The sequence below is a fragment of the Enterobacter sp. MGH 16 genome (genome assembly GCF_000493175.1).
In the GTDB taxonomy this organism is placed as follows: Bacteria; Pseudomonadota; Gammaproteobacteria; order Enterobacterales; family Enterobacteriaceae; genus Enterobacter; species Enterobacter roggenkampii.
This window is the reverse complement of the sequence record NZ_KI535695.1, coordinates 2,877,017-2,892,504: the sequence shown is the minus strand read 5'-3', so window position 1 is coordinate 2,892,504 and position 15,488 is coordinate 2,877,017. Positions and strand designations below refer to the sequence as shown.

The 15,488-nt window shown below is 60.7% G+C and carries 13 protein-coding genes; 5 read left to right on the top strand and 8 right to left on the bottom strand.

All coding sequences use genetic code 11. From position 1 onward, the window contains the following. Positions 1 to 58: 58 nt before the first annotated feature. Both L362_RS09275 and ascF read right to left on the bottom strand, forming a co-directional pair. The gene (locus L362_RS09275; RefSeq protein ID WP_023325962.1) at positions 59 to 1,483 is read right to left on the bottom strand and encodes a 6-phospho-beta-glucosidase; all 1,425 of its coding nucleotides are present in this window, start codon (positions 1,481 to 1,483) and stop codon (positions 59 to 61) included. 18 nt (positions 1,484 to 1,501) lie between these two features. After that, entirely contained in the window at positions 1,502 to 2,953 is a 1,452-nt protein-coding gene (gene ascF, locus L362_RS09280) for a PTS cellobiose/arbutin/salicin transporter subunit IIBC (protein ID WP_008499568.1), read from the bottom strand. Between the two features lie 212 nt (positions 2,954 to 3,165). Between ascF and L362_RS09285 the strand changes: the two genes are divergently transcribed. The 4 genes from L362_RS09285 (at position 3,166) to L362_RS09300 (ending at position 8,105) form a co-directional block, all read left to right on the top strand. After that, positions 3,166 to 4,179 carry a LacI family DNA-binding transcriptional regulator gene (locus tag L362_RS09285; protein WP_032638031.1) on the top strand — a complete coding sequence of 338 codons (1,014 nt, stop codon included), beginning with the start codon at positions 3,166 to 3,168 and terminating at the stop codon, positions 4,177 to 4,179. Between the two features lie 134 nt (positions 4,180 to 4,313). Then, on the top strand, positions 4,314 to 4,859 hold the full coding sequence (gene hydN, locus L362_RS09290; protein WP_008499565.1) for an electron transport protein HydN: 546 nt from the start codon (positions 4,314 to 4,316) through the stop codon (positions 4,857 to 4,859). Positions 4,860 to 4,864: 5 nt separating this feature from the next. Then, the gene (hypF, locus tag L362_RS09295) at positions 4,865 to 7,081 is read left to right on the top strand and encodes a carbamoyltransferase HypF (protein ID WP_023344791.1); all 2,217 of its coding nucleotides are present in this window, start codon (positions 4,865 to 4,867) and stop codon (positions 7,079 to 7,081) included. A gap of 1 nt (position 7,082) precedes the next feature. After that, complete coding sequence (locus L362_RS09300) at positions 7,083 to 8,105, top strand: HoxN/HupN/NixA family nickel/cobalt transporter (protein WP_023325958.1); 1,023 nt, start codon at positions 7,083 to 7,085, stop codon at positions 8,103 to 8,105. Positions 8,106 to 8,186: 81 nt separating this feature from the next. On the opposite strand, the gene norW is transcribed toward L362_RS09300, so the two are convergent. Both norW and norV read right to left on the bottom strand, forming a co-directional pair. Then, positions 8,187 to 9,320, bottom strand: coding sequence for an NADH:flavorubredoxin reductase NorW (gene norW, locus L362_RS09305; RefSeq protein WP_023344790.1), 1,134 nt, complete (start codon positions 9,318 to 9,320; stop codon positions 8,187 to 8,189). Beyond that, positions 9,317 to 10,759, bottom strand: coding sequence for an anaerobic nitric oxide reductase flavorubredoxin (gene norV, locus L362_RS09310; RefSeq protein ID WP_021241946.1), 1,443 nt, complete (start codon positions 10,757 to 10,759; stop codon positions 9,317 to 9,319). The genes norW and norV overlap by 4 nt, the downstream gene beginning before the upstream one ends. Positions 10,760 to 10,947: 188 nt before the next feature. Here norV and norR point away from each other — a divergent pair, with 188 nt between their 5' ends. Further along, on the top strand, positions 10,948 to 12,459 hold the full coding sequence (norR, locus tag L362_RS09315; RefSeq protein WP_023344789.1) for a nitric oxide reductase transcriptional regulator NorR: 1,512 nt from the start codon (positions 10,948 to 10,950) through the stop codon (positions 12,457 to 12,459). On the opposite strand, the gene gutQ is transcribed toward norR, so the two are convergent. The 4 genes from gutQ to srlD form a co-directional block, all read right to left on the bottom strand. Continuing rightward, on the bottom strand, positions 12,456 to 13,421 hold the full coding sequence (gutQ, locus tag L362_RS09320) for an arabinose-5-phosphate isomerase GutQ (RefSeq protein ID WP_021241948.1): 966 nt from the start codon (positions 13,419 to 13,421) through the stop codon (positions 12,456 to 12,458). The genes norR and gutQ overlap by 4 nt on opposite strands. Further along, positions 13,414 to 14,187, bottom strand: coding sequence for a glucitol operon DNA-binding transcriptional repressor SrlR (locus tag L362_RS09325; protein WP_008499558.1), 774 nt, complete (start codon positions 14,185 to 14,187; stop codon positions 13,414 to 13,416). The genes gutQ and L362_RS09325 overlap by 8 nt, the downstream gene beginning before the upstream one ends. 63 nt (positions 14,188 to 14,250) lie before the next feature. After that, positions 14,251 to 14,610 (bottom strand): transcriptional regulator GutM, encoded by a 360-nt coding sequence (gene gutM / locus L362_RS09330; RefSeq protein WP_008499556.1) that lies wholly within the window; start codon positions 14,608 to 14,610, stop codon positions 14,251 to 14,253. A 92-nt stretch (positions 14,611 to 14,702) separates the two neighbouring features. Beyond that, complete coding sequence (srlD, locus tag L362_RS09335; RefSeq protein ID WP_008499555.1) at positions 14,703 to 15,482, bottom strand: sorbitol-6-phosphate dehydrogenase; 780 nt, start codon at positions 15,480 to 15,482, stop codon at positions 14,703 to 14,705. Between the last annotated feature and the right edge of the window lie 6 nt (positions 15,483 to 15,488).

Here is a 15,488-nt window from a genome sequence, read left to right as displayed (position 1 = left end):
TACCGGGCCTACGGTTTTGTAGGCCGGGTAAGGCGAAGCCGCCACCCGGCAAAACAGGCTACGCCAGATCCGCTCCGTTACTCGCAATCACCTTCTTATACCATCCGAACGATTTCTTGCGTTTCCGTTCCAGCGTGCCGTTCCCGGCGTCGTCGCGGTCGACGTACACAAACCCGTAGCGCTTGCTCATCTCCCCGGTTGAGGCCGAGACAAGGTCAATGCAGCCCCAGGTGGTGTAGCCCATCAGCGGCACGCCGTCCTCAATCGCGTCGCCCATTGCGCGGATATGCTCGCGCAGGTAGCTGATGCGGTAGTCGTCGTTAATCTCGCCGTTTTCATCAACGACGTCCTTCGCGCCGAGGCCGTTTTCCACCAGGAACAGCGGCTTCTGGTAGCGGTCGTACATCATGTTCATGGTGATGCGCAGCCCGAGCGGGTCGATGCCCCAGCCCCATTCGCTCACCTGAATGTGCGGGTTGCGCAGGGACTTCACGATGTTCGCCGCGCTGGTGTTGCCCGCGTTCATGTCCGCCGAGGCGCAGCGCGAGGCGTAGTAGCTAAACGACACAAAGTCGACGGTATTTTTCAGCAGTTCGTCATCGCCCGGATCTTTCACAATCACGACACCTTTCTCGCGGAACACGCGGGCAGAGTAGGCCGGGTAGCGGCCGCGCGCCTGCACGTCGATAAAGAACAGGTTCTCGCGGTCTTTCTCCAGCGCCATCCACACGTCTTCCGGCTTGCAGGAGTAGGGGTAGAAGTTACCGCCCGCCAGCATGCAGCCGACCTGGTTTTCCGGGTTTACCTCGTGGGCAATTTTGGTCGCCAGCGCGCTCGCCACCAGCTCGTGGTGCGCGGCCTGGTATTTCACCTGGTCTTCGTTTTCGCCTTCCTCAAACACCAGTCCCGCGCCGGAAAACGGGCTGTGCAGCATGATGTTGATTTCGTTGAAGGTCAGCCAGTATTTCACCAACCCGTTAAATTCTTCGAAGCAGGTGCGGGCGTAGCGGGCGAAGAAATCGACCATCTTGCGGTTGCGCCAGGAGCCGTACTCCGTCACCAGGTGCATCGGCACGTCAAAGTGGCAGAGGGTCACCAGCGGCTCGATGTTGTACTTTTTGCACTCCTCGAACACCGCGCGGTAAAAGGCAATGCCCTCTTTGTTCGGCAGCGGCTCGTCGCCGTTCGGATAGAGGCGGCTCCAGGCGATCGAGGTGCGGAACACCGTAAAGCCCATCTCCGCCATCAGGGCGATGTCCTCTTTATAGCGATGGTAAAAATCAATCGCCTCGTGGCTCGGGTAGAACTCGTCGTCACGCAGCGAGAAACGCTTTTCCTTACCGAGCTTCACCGCCAGGCGATTCGCGCCGTGGGGGATCATATCGACCGTCGTCAGCCCTTTTCCGCCTTCACGGTAAGCCCCTTCGCTCTGGTTGGCGGCAAGCGCGCCGCCCCATAAAAATCCTTGTGGAAAAACAGACATTCTTACCTCGCTTTCAATTTATGCTTTTGCTGCGTTGTTCTGTACCGGTGCGGTCTGCAGGGCGCGCGCTTTTTCAGCCTCGTCTTCGACCGGAATATCCTCAAAGCCCAGTATCAGGGTCAGAATAAACGACAGCACCACTGCCAGACCCATCACGCCAAACACCCAGACGATGGTCATCGGGTTGGCCGGGTCGAAGAACTGCACGCTGGTAAACAGCCCCGGTGCCGCCATCGAGTGGCTGGCAAGACCCGCGATACCGGCCACCGCGCCGCAGATAAAGCCGCTGATCAGGCTGGCAATCAGCGGGCGTTTCAGACGGATCGCGACGCCGTACAGGGCCGGTTCAGAGATCCCCGCCATGATGGCGGAGGCCGCCGCCGCCAGCGCCGTCTGGCGCAGCTCCGGGTTTTTCGTTTTCCACGCCACCGCCAGCGACGAACCGCCGAGCGACAGGTTGGCACCAATTTCCGACGGCATCACCATCCCTTCCTTGCCCGTTTCGGCAATGGTCTGAATGATGGTCGGCGTAAAGACGCGGTGCATCCCGGTCATCACCAGCAGCGGCCACAATGCGCCCATGATCGCCACGGAGAGCCAGCCCAGGTAGCCGTGAATGGTGTAGACCAGCGCGGAGATGGCGCTACCGATCCAGATCCCCAGCGGGCCAATCAGCACGATGGCGAGCGGGGCGGCAATCAGCACGATCAGCATCGGCTTGAGGAAGTTTTTCGTCACCGCCGGGGTGATGCGATCCACCCAGCGTTCGATGTACGACAGGCACCAGGTCATCACCAGCGCGGGGATGACGGTGTAGGTGTATTTCACCGCTGTCACCGGGATAAAGGCGAACTCAACGTGCTCGCCCTGCGCGGCTTTCGCCATCAGCTCGATAAAGCTCGGGTGCACCAGCACGCCCGCAATGGCTATCGCCAGCGACATGTTGGTTTTGAATTTCACCGCCGCCGAGGCCGCCACCATCAGCGGCAGGAAGAAGAACGCGCCGTCGCCGATGACGGTCAAAATGGTGAGCGTCGGTGCGCCTTTGGGCAGCACGCCGGTCATCTCGAGGATCATCGCCAGCAGCTTGACCATCGAGCCGCCGATGATCGCCGGGATCAGCGGGGACATGGTGCCGATCAGCGCGTCGAGGATCCCGGCGCCAATGCGGCGTAACGTCAGCTTTTGCGGGCCTTCCGGCACCGCGGGCTGCAGGTCAGCGGGCAGCAGGCTTACCACCTCGCGGTACGCCTGAGAGACGGTATTGCCAATAATCACCTGGCACTGGTTGTCGTTACGCACCACGCCGAGCACGCCGCTGATGCTTTTCAGGCGCGCGGCGTCGGTGAGGGTTTCGTCTTTCAGAACGAAACGCAGTCGCGTCATGCAGTGGGTGACGGCGACGATGTTCTCTTTGCCGCCCAGCGCGCTGATAACGTCGTTCGCCAGCGCAGCGTAATTTTTGGCCATCGGATGTGATCCTGTTATCGTTGTGTGAAATGTAGGAAACCGGTTCCACATAATCATTATGAGTTTTTATGAATGAAACAAGATCGCTTTTTGACCATTTTTTAGTTTCGTGATGAATGTCGCAATGAGGTGCCGAAAGCGTGATGTCGCCGCTGCGACAATTTTTCTGCAGTGCAGTACACTGCCCGCATGAGTTTCGGATGGAAAAAAACATGACCACGATGCTGGAAGTGGCGAAGCGGGCAGGCGTTTCGAAAGCGACGGTGTCCCGGGTGCTGTCGGGTAATGGCTACGTCAGCCAGGAGACCAAAGACCGGGTGTTTCAGGCCATTGAAGAGAGCGGCTATCGCCCAAATTTGCTGGCGCGCAACCTGGCGACCAAACGCACCCAGACGCTGGGCCTGGTGGTGACGAACACCCTTTATCACGGCGTCTACTTTAGCGAACTGCTGTTTCACGCCGCGCGCATGACCGAAGAGAAAGGGCGACAGCTGATCCTCGCGGACGGCAAGCACAGCGCCGATGAGGAGCGCGAGGCGATCCAGTATCTGCTGGATATGCGCTGCGACGCGGTGATCATCTATCCGCGTTTTCTGAGCGTGGATGAGATGGATGCGATCGTCGAGAAGTGCGAGCAGCCCATTATGGTGCTCAACCGCCGCCTGCGGAAAAACAGCAGCCACAGCGTCTGGTCCGATCATAAAGCCTCCAGCCAGGACGCGGTGTCACAGCTGATTGCGAAAGGGCATCGGGAGATCGCCTTTATCACCGGCTCGATGGATTCCCCCACCGGGGTCGAGCGTCTCTCCGGCTACAAGGACGCACTGGCGCAGCACGGTATTCCGCTGCGCGAGGGGCTGATTGCGCAGGGGAAGTGGAACCCCGCCAGCGGCGCGGCGGCGGTGTCCGACCTGCTTGCTCGCGGCGAACGCTTTACGGCGCTGGTGGCGAGCAATGACGATATGGCCATCGGTGCCCTGAAGCAGCTGCGCGACAGCGGCGTGGCCACGCCGGACGCGGTGTCGGTGATCGGTTTCGACGATGTGGCCATCGCGCCCTACATCGTGCCGTCGCTCTCCAGCGTACGCATTCCGGTAACGGAGATGATTCAGGAGACCATCAGCCGCCTGATCTTCATGCTCGACGGCGGCGAGTTTAAATATCAGCAAACCTTCTCCGGCGAGCTTGTCCTGCGCGACTCGGTTATTGACGGCCCACACCGCTGATGTCGACAGCTGTCATCGTCATAAGTGACGATGACAGCGCCGCTGCGATTTTTAAAGTTCTATAAAATCAATGTGTTAATTGTTGGCACGGTTTATGAATATCTCCGCGCATAACTGTAATGCTGGAGAAGCAGATGAACCGTTTTATTATGGCCGATGCCAGTAAGTGTATTGGTTGCCGTACCTGTGAAGTGGCGTGCGTGGTTTCCCATCAGGCGGAGCAGGACTGCGCGTCGCTTACCCCTGACACCTTCCTGCCGCGCATCCACGTCATCAAAGGCGTGAATATCTCCACCGCCGCCATCTGTCGCCAGTGCGAAGACGCACCGTGCGCGAACGTCTGCCCGAACGGGGCGATTAAACGCGAGAAAGGCTTTGTGCACGTGATGCAGGAGCGCTGCATTGGCTGCAAAACCTGCGTGGTTGCCTGCCCGTATGGCGCGATGGAGGTGGTGGTCCGTCCGGTGGTGCGCAACAGCGGCATGGGGCTGAGCGTGCGGGCGGAGAAAGCCGAAGCCAACAAGTGCGACCTGTGCTACCACCGTGAGGCCGGCCCGGCCTGTATGGAAGCCTGCCCGACGCACGCGCTGGTCTGCGTGGATCGCGACAAGCTTGAGCAGATGAGCGCCGAAAAGCGCCGTCGCGCGGCGTTCGACACCTCGTCATCACTGCTGTTCTGAACCGTATGAGCAGCAACGGCGTTCAGCTGCGGGTGCGCGGCAAGGTGCAGGGCGTGGGATTTCGTCCCTTCGTCTGGCAGCTGGCGCAGGCGCTTCAGCTGACCGGTGACGTCTGCAATGACGGAGAGGGCGTGCTGGTGCGCCTCGCGGGTAATGGGGGGGCCTTTACCGCGAGGCTGCATCAGGACTGCCCGCCGCTGGCACGCATTGATCGCGTGGAAACGCAGCCGTTTACCTGGGCGCACGTGCCGGAGGACTTTACCATCCGCCACAGCGGGGCCGGGACGATGGACACCCAGATTGTCCCCGATGCCGCGACCTGCCCGGCGTGTCTGGCTGAGATGTGCGACCCACGCGAACGCCGCTATCGCTATCCGTTTATCAACTGCACCCACTGCGGGCCGCGGTTTACCATTATCCGCGCGATGCCCTATGACCGTCCGGCCACGGCAATGGCGCCGTTCCCGCTCTGCGAGCCGTGTGAAGCCGAGTACCGCAATCCTGCCGACCGCCGTTTTCACGCCCAGCCGGTCGCCTGCCCGGACTGCGGACCCGCGCTGGCGTGGCGTGCGGGCGACATGACCGCTGACAGCGAGGCTGCGCTGCGCGCGGCGGTAGCGATGCTGAAAAGCGGCGGTATTGTTGCGGTTAAAGGGCTGGGCAGCTTTCACCTCGTCTGCGATGCGCGTAACCCGCAGGCGGTCGCGACGCTTCGGTCACGCAAGCAGCGCCCGTCGAAGCCGCTGGCGGTAATGATCCCGCATGCGGATGACCTGCCGGAGACGGTTCAGGCACTGCTGCGCTCACCCGCCGCACCCATTGTGCTCACGCCAAAAGCCTGGCTGCCCGCGCTCCCGGAAGGTATCGCGCCCGGTCTGGATTCCGTGGGCATCATGCTTCCTGCGAACCCGCTGCAGCATCTTCTGATGATGGACTGTCAGCGCCCGCTGGTGATGACCTCCGGCAACCTCAGCGGCAGACCGCCTGCCGTCACCAACCGCCAGGCGCTGGATGAGCTCAGCGACATCGCGGACGGCTTCCTGCTGCATAACCGCGATATCCTGCAGCGGATGGACGATTCGGTGATGGATCGGGACGGTGCGATGCTGCGCCGCGCGCGCGGTTTTGTGCCGGATGCCGTCACGCTGCCTGCCGGGTTCGACAATATTCCCGCCATGCTGTGCACCGGGGCGGAGATGAAAAACACCTTCTGCCTGGTGCGTGGGAACCAGGCGGTGCTGAGCCAGCATTTTGGCGATCTCGGTGACGAGGGTGTGGAAGCGCAGTGGCGTTCCGCGCTGTCGGTGATGCAGGACATTTACGCCTTTCAGCCGACGCGCGTGGTGTGCGATGCCCATCCGGGGTATCGCGCTCGCCAGTGGGCGCAGGCGCAGGCGTTGCCCCTTGAAGAGGTACACCACCATCACGCTCACGCGGCGGCGTGCCTGGCCGAAAACGGCTGGCCGCGCGATGGCGGAGACGTTATCGCCCTGACGTTGGACGGGATCGGCATGGGGGAAAACGGCGCGCTGTGGGGTGGAGAGTGCCTGCGGGTCAGCTATCTCGACTATGCGCATCTGGGTGGCCTGCCTGCCGTTGCGCTGCCGGGTGGCGATCTGGCGGCGCGGCAGCCGTGGCGCAATCTGCTCGCCCACTGCCTGGCGTTTGTGCCCGACTGGCAGCAACATCCGGAAACCCATGCGGTTCAGCGCCAGAACTGGCCGCTGCTGGCGACGGCGATCCAGCGCGGCCTCAACGCGCCGCAGGCCTCGTCCTGCGGTCGCCTGTTTGATGCAGTCGCCTGCGCGCTGGGTATCGAAACCCAATCCTGGGAAGGTGAAGCCGCCTGCCGGCTGGAAGCCCTGGCATCGCAGTGCGCGGGTGTCGACCATCCGGTGACGCTGATAGTGGATAACCTCGCGCTTTTCTGGCAGCAGTGGCTGAGCTGGCAGGCGGAGCCCTGCGCGCGCGCCTGGGCGTTTCACGACGCGCTGGCAAAAGGGCTGGCGCAGCTCGCCGCGTTTCACGCCCGGCGCCTGTCGCTGTCGACAATCTGCCTCAGCGGCGGGGTATTGCACAACCGTCTGCTGTGCGCGCGTCTGCGTCATTATCTTTCTGACTTTACGCTTCTTTTTCCTTCGCGCCTGCCCGCAGGTGACGGAGCGATCTCCTTCGGGCAGGCGGTGGTCGCCGCAGCCCGGTCATGTTTACAAAGGACTTAAAATGTTACGACTGTTACGCAATGAACCTCGCGCCGCGCTCCTGCTGCTGGCTCTGGTAATGGCAAACCTGCTGGCCTGGGGATGGGCATGGCACACCTTTAGCGGCAGCACGGCGCTGATGGCGGCAAGCCTGCTGGCGTGGTGCTACGGACTGCGTCATGCGGTGGACGCTGACCACATTGCCGCCATTGATACCGTGACGCGTAAGATGATGCAGCAGGGCAAACGCCCGTCCGGCGTGGGGGCGTGGTTCTCGCTGGGCCACTCCACCATCGTGGTGCTGGCCTCCATTGCCATCGCCGCTACCGCCACGGCGTTTCAGAAGAACATGGCGTGGTTCCACGAAACCGGCAGCCTGATTGGTACCGCCGTTTCCGCGACCTTCCTGCTGGCGATGGCGCTGGTGAATATGGTGATCCTGCGCGGCGTCTGGCGCAATTTTCAGGCGCTAAAACGCGGCAGGCCCGTGCAGGACGACATCACGCTACCGGCTCAGGGCGGGGTGATGAACTGGCTGTTTGGCAAGACCTTCCGCCTCGTCAATAAAAGCTGGCAGATGTACCTGGTCGGTTTCCTGTTTGGTCTCGGCTTTGATACGGCCACCGAGATCGGCGTGCTGGGGATCTCTGCCGCCAGCGCGTCCAGCGGAATGTCGGTGTGGTCAATCATGATCTTCCCGGCACTCTTCGCCAGCGGCATGGCGCTGGTGGATACCCTCGACAACCTGCTGATGGTGGGTGCCTACGGCTGGGCGTTTAACAAACCGCAGCGCAAGCTTTACTACAACATGACCATCACCGGCACCTCCGTGGTGGTGGCGCTGTTTATCGGCGGGCTGGAAGCGCTGGGTCTGCTGATGGATAAATTTGCCCTCAGCGGCGGCCTCTGGGATCTGATTGGCGCGGTAAACGACAATCTGGGCAACGCCGGGTTTGTCGTCGTGGGTCTGTTTGTCGCCTGCTGGCTGATCTCCATGGCGAATTACCGCTGGCGCGGCTACGACGCGCTGGTGGTACGTTCCTGAACGACCCAGTCCGGTGGCGCTCCGCTTGCACGGGTCTGCATGTAGGCCGGGTAAGCGGAGCGCCACCCGGCAACAGGAGGGTTAAGCAGGGAGCGATTTCAGCAGGGCGAAGGCCTCCTTCATCCTGTCCTCACTGACGACAAAGGCGCGCATCTGACCGTCGGTATCGGTGCCGCGCGCCACCATGCCCTGCGGCGAAAGGGCAATCTGCCAGTCCAGATCCTGACGCTGCGTTTCACCTGCGAGATGCAGCGGCAATTCCGGCGTTTTCACTTTGACCAGCATGGCGGGTAATTTCACCGGGGCGTTGCCGCCGAGCAGGTTTTTCGCCAGGCACATGGCGCTTAACTGAATCGGTTGCAGGAACGGCAGCACCTGGCCGTTAATTTCCGCGCAGTCGCCCAGGGCATACATGTCCGGCTGGGTGGTTTGCAGATAGCAGTCTACCTTCACGCCGCGGTTGATTTCGGCGCCTGCGCGGTGCGCCAGCGCCGTTTCCGGGCGCAGCCCCGTCGCCGCAATCACCACATCCACCTCCACGCTGCGGCTGCGGTCGAGCGTCGCACGTATGCCGCTGCCGGTTTTGCTCAGGCTCTGCAGCTGCGATTTCAGCAGCAGATGCACGCCCATGTCGGTCAGACGATGCTGTAAGCGACTGCTCACTTCCGCGGGCATCAGCGCTGACAGAATGCTCGCCGCGTGGTCGACCAGGGTGACGGATTTACCCGCACGGCAGAAATCCATCGCCAGCTCGGTGCCGATCAGCCCGCCGCCGACAATCATCACCCGCGTGGCGTCGCGAAGCTCCGTTTCGCTGGCCTGATACGCCTGCTGGCTGTTGAGCGTGACCATCAGCTCGCGGCCCTCAACCGGCGGCACAAACGCGGAGGCACCCGTGGCCAGCACCAGCTTGTCGTACTGCCAGGTTTTATCTTTCGCTTTCACCAGATGGGCGTTGGCGTCGATATCGGTGACCCAGGTGTACGGAAACAGACGCAGGTTAAACTGTTCTGCGAACGCCCCCGCCGTCTGGCGGGTGAGATCGTCTGCGCGCTGGTTCTGGCTAATGACGTGGCTTAAATCAGGCTTGTTGTACTCGTCCATGCTGTCGGCGGCGATCAGCGTCAGCGGCACGTTAGCGTCCTGCTTGCGGATATTTTTCACCAGCTGGCGGGCGGCAAAGCCCGAGCCGATAATGACGATGCCGTGGCTCATTTTGCCTCCGTTGCCAGTTCATCAAAGACGTCTTTCCCGAGGGAACATTCCGGGCAGAGGAAGGTGTCCGGCACCTCGCTCCACGGCGTGCCCGGCGCGACATCCTGCAGCGGCTCGCCCCGTTCCGGGTCGTAAATCCACTGGCACACGCTGCACTGCATGCAAGGACCGAGGTCGGCAGCGGCGGCTTCAGCTACGGCTTCCGGCGCAACCGCCGCGGCGGGGGCGGTTTCCGGCAGCGGTGCGAGCGCCCACTGACGGGCGATGTCGCGGCCGTGCTGGCGGCAGATTTCCAGGGCGTCGATATCCGGCCGCCATTTCGCTTTCAGGCTCATCGACATCTCAAACCCTGCATCCTGTAAACGGGTGGAAAGGCGGTCGACCGCACCGCCGCTCCAGCCGTGGGAGCCAAAGGCGCTGGCGCGCTTGTTGCGAAAACGCAGGCCGGTCATCTCTTCGACCAGACCGGCAATCTTCGGCATCATCACGTTGTTCATGGTGGACGTACCCACCAGCACCCCTTTTGAGCGGAAAACGTTGGTGAGGATCTCGTTTTTATCGCTGCGCGCCACGTTGAAGATTTTCACCGCCACGTTCGGGTCCACTTCGTTGATGCCCTGGGCAATGGCGTCCGCCATCATGCGGGTGTTGTTGGACATGGTGTCGTAGAAGATCGTGATGCGATCTTCCTGATAATCCGCCGCCCACTTCAGGTACAGCTCCACGATCTGGGTGGGGTTTTCACGCCACACCACGCCGTGGGAGGTGGCAATCATCTCCACCGGCAGGTTAAAGCCGAGGATCTCGGTGATTTTAGGCGTCACCAGACGGCTGAACGGAGTCAGGATATTTGCGTAGTACCGCTGGCACTGTTCGAACAGCTCGGTCTGATCCACCTCGTCATTGAACAGGCGTTCGTCGCAGTAGTGCTGGCCGAAGGCGTCGTTGCTGAACAGCACCGCGTCGCCGGTCATGTAGGTCATCATGCTGTCCGGCCAGTGCAGCATGGGCGTTTCCACGAAGATCAGCTGCTTGCCGTTGCCGATATCCAGCGCGTCGCCCGTTTTCACGGTGTGGAAGTTCCACTCCGGATGGTGGTGGTGACCGTTGATCGAGTCGATGGCGTTGGTGGTACAGTAAATCGGGGTGTCCGGAATATACGACATCAGCTCGGTCAGGGCCCCGGCGTGATCCTCCTCCGCGTGGTTGACGATGATGTAGTCGATGGCGTTCAGATCGATTTCGCTGCGCAGGTTCTGCACGAACTCGCGGCTGAACTTGTGATCGACGGTATCGATCAGCACATTTTTACCTTCACGAATGAGATAGCTGTTGTAGCTGCTGCCGCGCAGCGTTTTATATTCCGTCCCGTGGAAATCGCGCACTTCCCAGTCACGTTGACCCACCCAATGAATGTTATTTTTAACCAGAATAGACATAGCAAACCTCAGCGTAATATCGCGTTTTTCAAATAGGATGGTTTGCTTATATCAAGCCGCGTGCCAACTTTTAATATATTGATTTTTATAGGTTAATACTTTGATAATCCGAAGTGGGTAGTCATTATGACTATTAAAAACAGTGTCACTATGACAACATGCATTGTCAAAATGACAGTGAGGCAGAGATGAGCTTTTCCGTAGACGTGCTGGCGAAAATCGCCATTGAACTGCAAACCGGTATTGGTCATCAGGACCGCTTCCAGCGGCTGATCTCCACGCTGCGCCACGTGCTGGCGTGCGACGCCTCGGCGCTGCTGCGCTACGAGGGGCGGCAGTTTATTCCCCTGGCCATCGACGGCCTGGCGAAGGACGTGCTCGGGCGGCGCTTTACCCTTGAAGGCCATCCGCGTCTGGAGACCATCGCCCGCGCGGGTGACGTGGTGCGTTTCCCGGCGGACAGCGATCTGCCCGACCCGTACGACGGGCTGATTCCAGGCCAGGAGAGCCTGAAGGTGCACGCCTGTATTGGCTTGCCGCTGTTTGCCGGGCAGAATCTGATTGGCGCGTTAACCCTCGACGGCTTGTCGCCGGACCAGTTCGATACCTTCAGCGATGAGGAGCTTCGCCTGATTGCCGCCCTGGCCGCCGGGGCGCTGAACAATGCGCTGCTGATTGAACAGCTGGAGAGTCAGAATATTTCTCCCGGCAGCCCGGCGGCGTTTGAGCAGGTGACGCACACGGAGATGATTGGCCTCTCTCCGGGCATGGCGCAGCTCAAAAAAGAGATTGAGATTGTTGCCGCCTCCGATTTGAACGTGCTGATCTTCGGGGAGACCGGCACCGGTAAGGAGCTGGTGGCGAAGTCGATTCACGAAGCGTCGCCGCGCGCGGTCAATCCGCTGGTGTACCTCAACTGCGCCGCGCTGCCGGAAAGCGTGGCGGAAAGCGAATTGTTTGGCCACGTCAAAGGGGCGTTTACCGGCGCCATCAGCAACCGCAGCGGCAAGTTCGAAATGGCCGATAACGGCACGCTGTTTCTGGATGAAATTGGCGAGCTCTCTCTGTCGCTCCAGGCCAAACTTCTGCGCGTATTGCAGTACGGCGATATCCAGCGCGTGGGGGATGACCGCAGCTTGAGAGTGGATGTGCGCGTGCTGGCGGCGACCAACCGCGACCTGCGTGAAGCGGTGCTTGCCGGAAACTTCCGCGCTGACCTGTTCCACCGCCTGAGCGTGTTTCCGCTTACCGTGCCGCCGCTGCGCGAGCGCGGGGACGACGTGGTGCTGCTGGCGGGCTATTTCTGCGAGCAGTGCCGTCTCAGGATGGGGCTTTCCCGCGTGGTGTTAAGCCCGGGGGCGAGGGCGCATCTGCTGAGCTACGGCTGGCCGGGCAACGTGCGCGAGCTGGAACACGCGATTCACCGCGCGGTGGTGCTGGCGCGAGCGACGCGTTCGGGTGATGAAGTGGTTATACATGCCCGGCATTTTGCGCAGCATGATGAAATTGCGTCTATTGCGCAGGCTGTACCAGAGAGAGCGCATGAAAATCTGCGTGACGCGACAGAGGCGTTTCAGCGTCAGATGATTACCCGCGCGCTGGAGCAGAACAACCGCAACTGGGCGGCGTGCGCCCGGGCGCTGGAGATGGACGTCGCCAACCTGCACCGGCTGGCGAAGCGTCTCGGGCTGAAGGGTTAGATAATCCCGGCCTGATAGAAATCCTGCAGGTTGATGGCACCGCACAGCCTGCCGGTGTCATCCACCACCGGTGCGGCGGTGATTTTGCGCTTCATCAGCACCTCTTTGGCTTCAATGGCGCGGCTCTCGGCGTTCAGCGTCAGCCCGCCCTGGGTCATGGCGTCCGACACGTCTGTTTCCAGCTTACCGCCGCCCACCAGCCAGCGGCGCAGGTCGCCGTCGGTGAACACGCCTTTGACGTATCCGTCGTCATCGCACACCGCCACCAGCCCCAGACCGGTACGGCTCAGCTCCAGCATCGCGTCCATGACGCTGGTATTGAGTTTGACCTGTGGAATCGCATCTTCTGTGCGCATCAGGTGGTGGACCTTGTTGAGCAGGCGCGCCCCGAGCGCACCCGCCGGATGCGAGCGGGCGAAATCTTCTTCGTTAAACCCGCGCGCCTGCATTACCGCCATCGCCAGCGCGTCGCCCATCATCAGGGTATTCACGGTGCTGGAAGTGGGGGCGAGGTGCATCGGACAGGCTTCACGCTCAACGGAAATATCCAGCGTTGCCTTGGCGGCCAGCGCCAGGGGCGAGCGGGATTTCCCGGTCATCGCCAGCAGGGCGACCGATTTTTCCTGCAGGCGTGGAATAATGAGATCCAGCTCTTTCGCCGAACCGGAGTAGGAGATAAACAGCATCACGTCGCGGCTTTCAATCATTCCCAGATCGCCGTGCAGCGCTTCGGCAGGGTGCACGAAGAAGGCCGGGGTGCCGGTGCTGGCCAGCGTCGCGGCAATCTTTTTGCCGATATGGCCGGATTTACCGATGCCCGCCACGATCACTTTGCCTTCGCAGTGGATAATGGTGTTGGCCGCGCGGACAAAATCCTCGCCCAGACGTTCCGGCAGGCGGCTGGCTTCCTGCAGCTCCAGCATCAGCGTCTGGCGGCCCGTTTCTAACAGAAAATCACTCATCTCTCTCTCCGGTTACGATCACGTCGATGCCTTTCTCTTCCAGCGCTTTTTTGAACGCCGGGTCGATACCCGCGTCGGTAATCAGCTTATCAACGCTTTCAAGGCTACAGACAATGTTGGGGCTTTTGCGGCCAAACTTCGACGAGTCCGCCATCAGAATCACTTCCCGCGCGGCGTTGCACATGGCTTTACTGACGCTGAACACCTCGTTAAACGTCGTGACGCCCGCGTTCAGGTCGATGCCGTCGGTACCCATAAACAGTTTATCGAAGCTGAAGTGGTCGAAGGCGTTCTCCGCCAGCTGCCCGTGGAACGACGCGGATTTTTTACGGAAGGTGCCGCCGGGCATCAGGATGGTCTGCTCGCAGTCGTTCTCCGACAGGGCGTTGACGATGTGCAGGCTGTTGGTCATCACCGTGATGTTGTTAAAGCGGCTGAGCAGGGGGATCATCTGCAGGACGGTACTGCCTGCATCCAGAATGATCGAGTCGCCATCGTGGATAAATTTTACGGCGGCTTCGGCAATCAGCGCTTTCTGGTGGGTATTGATCAGCGTTTTGTGGTCGATAGGCGGGTCCGCTTCGTCTTTATTGAGCACCACGCCGCCGTAGGTTCGAATGACGGCGCCAGAGTTTTCGAGCAATACGAGGTCCTTGCGTATCGTCGTGCCGGTGGTGTCAAAGTAGTGGGCCAGATCCTCTACCGAGCATTTTCCCTGCTTTTGCAGATGCTCGAGAATGGCCGCCTGCCGCTGACGAGGTTTCATAGGCGCTTCGTTCCTTAGGTTGCGAAATGATAATTTCGCAAGTCTATATCTTTCACAACGAAATTATCCATGTTTCAGATTAAGCGCTAATGATAGTGCATTCTGACAAAGTGGATCATGGGGAAAGATCACATCGGGCTGCAATTCCTGCAGCGAAATGCCGTTGATTGCCTGGATTTTCACCGGACGGGCAAAGACGGTCATGCCGCGCATGATGAGGGAATCGCAGACCTTATTGTTTTCATCCAGCGCAACAGCGACGACGACCCGCGGCTTGAAACGTCCACCGGAACGCCCGACGCCCACGCGGCCTTTCTGGCACAGGGCGTCAAACGCGCGGTTAAACCGATGGATTTGCCAGCCGCCAAACGCCATCTGGCAGAGCCAGGCGAGGGCGGCGACGGTGATGAGTGCGGTGACCATATCGGCTCCTTTAATTGCCGGGTGGCGGCTGCGCCTTACCTGGCCTACGGGGATTGTAGCCCCGGTAAGCGCAGCGCCACCGGGGAATGAACTCAGAACATCACCTGCCCACCGGTGACGTTAATCGACTGTCCGGTGCAGTACGAGGCTTTCGGGCTGGCGTAAAACAGCAGCATGTTCAGCACGTCCTGATAGTCGCACCCGCGCTTGAGCGGCACTTTATCGATGTAGTACTGCTCCACTTCTTCCGCTTTAATACCGAGCTTGGTGGCGTACTGCGGCAGCAGGGACTGGAACATCGGCGATTTCAGCAGATTGCCCAGCATCAGCGAGTGGACGGTAATGCCGTATTCGGCCAGATCCAGCGCCAGAGACTGCGTCAGCCCCACGCCGCCAAACTTCGCCGCGCTGTAGCCGGAGTTGTGCTTGCTGCCCACTTTCCCCGATTTTGAGTTGATCTGAATGATGCGCCCCTGAATGCCGTCGCGGATCATCAGACGGGAAAACTCGCGGGCGCAGAGGAAATAGCCCACCAGATTGACCTGCAGCGAGCGGTCAAAATCCCCCAGCTCGAAGTCGCTGATAAAGGCCGCTTTCGCAATGCCGGCGCTGTAAACCAGCAGGTCGGTACGCCCAAAAATGTCGTCCACGCCGCGGGCGAGCGCCATCACGCTCTGCTCGCTGGTGGCGTCGGCGCCAAACCCGTACGCCATTCCTTCGCCAAACTCGGTGTTGATGGTGTCCGCCACGCGGGCGGCCTTTTCACTCTGAATATCCACTACCGCCACGCGGTAACCCTCAGCGGCAAGCCCACGGCAGAGGAACTCGCCTAAGGTTTGTCCCCCACCAATGACAACGGCAACCTGACTCATGTCTAT